This is a genomic window from Methanobrevibacter sp. (assembly GCF_045120835.1).
Taxonomy (GTDB): domain Archaea; phylum Methanobacteriota; class Methanobacteria; order Methanobacteriales; family Methanobacteriaceae; genus Methanocatella.
This window is the reverse complement of the sequence record NZ_JBGVFE010000107.1, coordinates 1-6,390: the sequence shown is the minus strand read 5'-3', so window position 1 is coordinate 6,390 and position 6,390 is coordinate 1. Positions and strand designations below refer to the sequence as shown.

Annotated in this window: 5 protein-coding genes and 1 pseudogene; 2 read left to right on the top strand and 4 right to left on the bottom strand. The window is 34.1% G+C overall.

Annotation, left to right across the window (positions count from 1 at the left end; genetic code table 11):
• From ACJMLO_RS09625 to ACJMLO_RS09615, 3 genes and pseudogenes are all read right to left on the bottom strand, one after another.
• A pseudogene (locus ACJMLO_RS09625) lies at positions 1–368 on the bottom strand (hypothetical protein); the annotation flags it as partial.
• 140 nt (positions 369–508) lie between these two features.
• Entirely contained in the window at positions 509–1,381 is an 873-nt protein-coding gene (locus tag ACJMLO_RS09620; RefSeq protein WP_405296251.1) for a hypothetical protein, read from the bottom strand.
• Positions 1,382–1,464: 83 nt separating this feature from the next.
• Complete coding sequence (locus ACJMLO_RS09615) at positions 1,465–2,280, bottom strand: DUF1002 domain-containing protein (protein ID WP_405296249.1); 816 nt, start codon at positions 2,278–2,280, stop codon at positions 1,465–1,467.
• Positions 2,281–2,639: 359 nt separating this feature from the next.
• On the opposite strand from ACJMLO_RS09615, the gene ACJMLO_RS09610 reads away from it, so the two are divergent.
• Together ACJMLO_RS09610 and ACJMLO_RS09605 are read left to right on the top strand one after the other, a co-directional pair.
• A complete protein-coding gene (locus tag ACJMLO_RS09610; protein WP_405296247.1) occupies positions 2,640–4,346 on the top strand; it encodes an ABC transporter ATP-binding protein in 1,707 nt (568 codons plus the stop codon).
• Complete coding sequence (locus ACJMLO_RS09605; RefSeq protein WP_405296245.1) at positions 4,343–6,139, top strand: ABC transporter ATP-binding protein; 1,797 nt, start codon at positions 4,343–4,345, stop codon at positions 6,137–6,139. The genes ACJMLO_RS09610 and ACJMLO_RS09605 overlap by 4 nt, the downstream gene beginning before the upstream one ends.
• Before the next feature lie 16 nt (positions 6,140–6,155).
• On the opposite strand, the gene ACJMLO_RS09600 is transcribed toward ACJMLO_RS09605, so the two are convergent.
• A partial coding sequence (locus ACJMLO_RS09600) for a tetratricopeptide repeat protein (protein WP_405296243.1) occupies positions 6,156–6,390 on the bottom strand: 235 nt, incomplete at its 5' end.

Sequence of the window (6,390 nt, the reverse complement as noted above, 5' to 3'; positions counted from 1 at the left end):
ACATCATTATAGATAATTGAATTGGATCTGATTGTATGATTCTTACCTATTACTGGAGGTCTTGAATTTGGTGAATATTCAACACCAAACTGAATATTTTGATCTTTGGGGAAATTCAATTCTGGTTTTGATAAATCAGGTTGGATAGACTCCCTTTCTATCTGTGGTCTTTCATAAATAATTTCCCTTTGCATCTCTTCCTGTGGTTGGATGTAGAAATTATCCTGTCTTGGAGCAACTTCACGTTGACGGTAAACTGGCCTTGGAGCTGGTTGAGGTTCTTGAGAGTACATGCGATACCTCTCATCATAAGGGTTTTCTCTATTTTTTGACTGTTTATCATCAAGAGTTTGTGAAAATCTAACCATATTATCAAACCTTTATTTAATTAAATTCAATTAGTTAATGTGTTTATGTATGTTGTTCATTAGTATATATACTAAATGGTTTATTTCCACTAAAAGGATACTAAAAAAAATAAGAGTAATTTCAAAAAAGAAATTACAATCTAAATTACAATTACAATCATGAGTAGAAGCATCAGTATTAAAATAAATATATTAAAGTCCCATGAGTTTTGCACTTCTACGCTAGTCTGATTAGTGTTTGTCGATGTCTGATTGACATCGGTTGAATTAGTATTAGCTAATGGAGTATAAAACGGACTATAACCTGTAGCCAATAAACTTTCATCAGATGAAGGAAATGACGCCGCTCCAGTTGCCCTAGCAGTTAAATAATAAATTGGAGGAGTGAAATTCGCAAAACTTTCAGATTCATTCCATGTGTAATTGGCGCTTACATTTCCATAATGATTCAAATAAAATATGACCATGAACTTTAAGTAGTCAGTCTCGTTTTCGGTGAGATTATAATCCCCAAATGTTGAAGTAATTGAATCAAAAATCTTTAAATATGTTTCATAACCTTCAGCACTTTCATTCAACTTATAATCGGAAGAATTTAGGAGATATATCTGATATTCACTTAAGAATTCATCACTTTCAGTCCAGTTATGGGAAGAATAATTTCCATATCTATCGAGATAAAAGACAATTTTGAATTTCAGATAATCAAAATCAGTGTAATCATCTTCTGTTTCATTATAATCATCTAAATCATCGTCTTCTTCATCATCATCTAACTCCTCATCATCGTCTTCTTCATCATCACCCCATTCATCACCGTCATCTTCTTCTTCATCATCCGCCCATTCATCGTCATCATCTAACTCCTCATCATCATCCAAATCAAAATCATCATCACTGGATGAGACGACCAAATCAGCCGAACTGTCATCAGCCGCATGGATTGATCCGACACAGACTACCAAAAGCAAAAAGATGATAGAAATTTTTAGAATGCTTTTAAGATGTTTCAATGATTTCACCTCAAGTCAGTAATGTAATATAAATTTTCTATTTAATATTATATAATACTAACGAAAAAAAAAGAAAAGAGGATTTAAACCCTATTGGTGAAGGATTTAATCCAATCGAACAATCCATCAAGTGAAAATCCGCCTGTTGAATTGCCATCATTTAAAAAGTTACCTACTTGCTCTTTGTAGTAGTTAACATCACCTTGCACGTTTTGCACTTGTTCTATGGTATCTGCCAGGTTTTCAATATCCGTATTGGTTATGTTTATGTTGTTGTTTTCAACATGATTGTTAATGATATTGACAATTGACTCATGATCGGTTATGTTATCACTAGAGACTTCCTCTTTAACTTGGTCAACCAGATTGGACAATTCATTAGCATCGATACCTGAATTTTCAACAATTTCAGCCTGAGTGTAAATCTCATCATTGGCTGCTTCCTTTACATTTTCCGGAATTTCAACATCAGTTACTTCTTCATAAGCATTCATGATTCCTGCAAGAGCAGATTCCCCTGTTGCAGAAACCGGACTTGTCACATATACATGTCCACTTGTAATTCCAGCAGATTTTAAAGCGGAAATGTACATTTCACCAGTTATAGTTGTAATTTTTGATTTATCCACACTGACTTTTAAATCCGCATTGTCATTTAAATCAAGAAGTGCAGATGAATATATTTGACCTGAGGAATAGGATTTTCCAGTAATACCACTTGAAACCTCATTCACTTGATCAGCAGTGATTACTTTGGAACCTACATTATTTAAATCTACATTTGCTTGGTCGACAAAAAATGAATCAACAACTGACTTATAGTCATTGTTTGCATAAGTTGTCTCACCATATGTTATTACAAGATTGGAATCGGTTGCAAATCCAGTTGGCAGTAACATGCCCACTAGGATCAGTGCCATTAATACTATACTTATTTTTCGCATAATCTTTCACCTCACTGAATTCCTATTTTAAATTAGTCGAAGTAGTATATAAAGCTTTAGTTTTTTCCGGATAAATCCAATATTGTAAAAAATATACATTGATATAACGAATTATATTAAAATATGTTCAATTCAGCCATTATCTAATTCAAAAAAAATCAAAATATTAATTCAATGAAAAAAAATATATGATTAAATGAGCAGGCACCAATATCTTAAATCAATACCATTCACAATTCAACGGTTGAATCAGACTATTTGAAATATTATTAAAAATAATATAATAATAAAGTAAAAATTATTCGGAGATATTCATGAAAAAATTATTGAGTCCACTAAAAAGCAGAATTCCGCAAATTTTAGTAATTTTCATGCTCTTGCTAATTCAAGTGTATTGTGATTTAACACTGCCCCAATACACTGCAAACATAGTGAATATCGGAATTCAAAATACCAATTTCCAATATATTATAGATATTGGTAAAATCATGCTTTTGATGGTTGCAATCTCAGCAATCGCAACAGTCGGAGTATCCTATTTTTCAAGCAGAATATCTTCAGGCTATGCAAAGGACTTGAGGAAAATAGTCTATTCAAAAGTTTTGAAATTCTCAAATCATGAACTGAATCAGATTTCAAGGTCATCACTGATTACCCGTTCAACAAATGACATCAACCAATTACAAAACATGCTCGCAATGAGCTTTACAACAATATTCTTTGCGCCTTTAGTGGGTATTGGAGGAATTATTAAAGCATTTGAACTTGGAACAGACTTATCCTGGATTATAGTTGTGTCATTCATATCAATTGCATTTGTTTTAGGAATTGTAATTAAAAGAGTGCTGCCCTACTTTAAGTTAACCCAGGAAATTACTGATAAAATTAATCAGACCTCAAGGGAAATCTTAATTGGACTGCCCGTCATTAAAGCATTCGTAAGGCAGGATTACGAAGAGAAAAAATTCCAGAAAATCAACAAGGAATTTTTAGATGTCAATCTCTTTGTATACCGCAACATCATGATAATACTGCCATTGATGATTTTCATTTTGAATTTGATGACCGTTTTAATACTTTACTTCGGAGCTTATGATGCTTTAAGTGGAGGAATACTTACTGGAGATATTATAGCATTTATACAGTACTCAACCCAAATCGTAACTTCATTTTTAATGATTGGAGGATATCTGATAATACTTCCAAGAATTTTGGTATCTGCAAGGCGTGTAAAAGAAGTGCTGAACACCGAACTAACAATAGTCGATGGAGATTTGACAACAATCGAAGACAATCCAACTATTGAATTCAAGAACGTAGGATATAAATATCCTGGAAGTGAGAAGGAAACCCTTAAAGACATCAATTTTACTCTAAAACCGGGGAAAACAACCGCAATCATTGGTGGAACCGGGAGCGGCAAATCAACAATCCTTAATTTAATACCTCGCCTTCAAGACCCAACAAGCGGAGAAATCCAAATTAATGGAAATGATATCAGAAACTTCAAACTGAAGACATTAAGGGAAAAAATTAGCTTTACGCCTCAAAATGCAATATTGTTCCAGGGAACAGTAAAATCCAATATGCAAACCGGAAAAAGCAATGCCACAGATGAGGAGATTCAAAATGCACTTGAACTGGCGCAGGCCAATTTTGTTAAAAATCTTGATGAGGAAGTCGCACAGGGAGGTTCCAATTTTTCCGGAGGCCAGAAGCAACGTCTGTCAATTGCCCGAGCAATCATCGGTCAGCACGATTTTTATCTATTTGATGACTGTTTTTCAGCTCTTGATATGAATACCGAACGAAAAATAAAAGACAATCTGGACAATCTTAAGGATTCATCAATCCTAATAGTATCACAAAGGATTTCAACAATAATGGATGCCGATGAAATACTCGTTTTGGACAACGGTGAAATCATTGATCGGGGAACCCACTCCACATTAACTGAAACTTGCGATATCTACAGAAAAATTGTCAATACTCAAATCGACAGCATGGAGGTGCAGTTATGAGTCCTCGACCAATTAAAAGAAAACCTCCCGAAAAGGCCATAGACAATAAAAAAGCGATTAAAAATATATTAAGATTGCTTGGCGATTATAAACTTAAACTAATAGTAACTGTTATCTGCACTGTCATTTCAACTTTATTCAGCATTATCGCCCCGTTACTGATAGGCAATGCAACAACAATAATCTTCAATGGAATAAACAATATCATACACCACACAGGCTCCATTGACTTTACAAGCCTTATAAACATATTGATTACTGTAGTAATATTATACATAATCAGTTCTGTATTTACATACCTCCAGAGTTATTTCATTATTGAAATTTCAACCAAAATCAGTTATAACCTAAGAGAAAGGCTAATGGAAAAGATAACCCATCTGCCAATGGAAGCCCTTGATGAAAACAAAAGGGGAGATATCCTATCAAGAATCACAAACGATGTTGATTCCCTCCAGAATGGTATTACACAATCATTCCTTCAAATGTTAACTGCAATAATTACAATTATTGGCGTATTCTTAATGATGCTATCCATAAACATATGGATGACATTATCAACAATAATTCTTATTCCAATTGCATTTTTAGTAATCAGATTTATTACAAAACACTCACAAAGTTATTTTTTAAAGCAATTGACCTTTAAAGGTTCATTAAATGCCCAGATTGAAGAAACATTTACCGGCCATGACATCATTCGCGCATTCAATCAGGAAGAGGAATCCATTGAGAAATTCAATCAGGACAATGACATGTGGTTTGACCAGGAATGGAAATCACAGTTCTATTCAAGCTTAAACGGACCGCTTATGAACTTCATATCCAACTTCGCATATGTCATAATTGCCATTTTAGGTGCAGTCTTTGTGCTCCAAAAGGCCATTGCCGTTGGGGACATCCTTGCATTTTTCCAATATGTGCAAAATTTCACAAGACCTATTCAGCAGATTACACGGGTCATGAGCCTTATTCAGACCGCAATGGCTGCAAGTGAACGTATCTTTGAGTTTTTAGAATTTGAAGATGAGGAAAATCCATCAGCAAAACAGATTACAGAAATTAAAGATTCAATAACCTTCGATAATGTAAGCTTTGGATATTCCCCCAATGAAAAAATCATAAAGAACTTATCATTTAATGTCAAGAAAGGTCAAAAAATAGCTCTCGTTGGTGAAACCGGTGCCGGCAAGACCACAATTGTTAAGTTGCTTATGAGATTTTATGATATTGATGATGGTGAAATTAAAATCGACGGAGTCAATATTGAAGAGTATGATAAAAACAGTTTAAGATCCATTGTTGGAATGGTTTTGCAGGATTCCTGGCTGTTTTCAGATACAATCGAAAAGAATATCCAATATGGAAATCTGGATGCAACAAAAGAGGAAATTATTGATGCTTCACGCCAGGTTTATGCAGACAACTTCATAAGGAAACTCCCGAGAGGTTATGAAAGTGAACTGAATGAGGATTCAGACAACATCTCCCATGGCCAAAAACAGCTGCTTACAATTGCAAGAACCATCTTATCCAAAAAGCAGGTGCTGATTTTAGATGAAGCAACATCCAGCGTTGATACAATGACAGAAAAATTGATTCAAAAGGCTATGGACAAAGTGATGGAAAATCGTACAAGCTTTATCATAGCCCACAGATTATCGACAATTAAAAATGCCGATAAAATAATCGTCATTGACAATGGTGAAATAATTGAACAGGGAACTCACGAAGAGCTATTGGCCCTAAAAGGATATTATTTCAAAACATTGAATTCACAGTCAGATGAATAGTAAAAAGAATAAATAATCAGAAACCCCTACACTCATCCCATACCTTTTTCGATTCCTCATCCAAAGATTCTATTGAATTTGCTTTTTTGAAGAAAATGCCCGCTTCGACATATTTTTCCCAGTCGTAATATGTATATGCTTTACCCTTGAAGGCCTCAAATGAATCATAATCAATTTTTAAAACGGAATCATATACACTTATTGCATCATTAAAATCCCTGTTTAATCTATTGGCTTTAGCGATTGCCAGT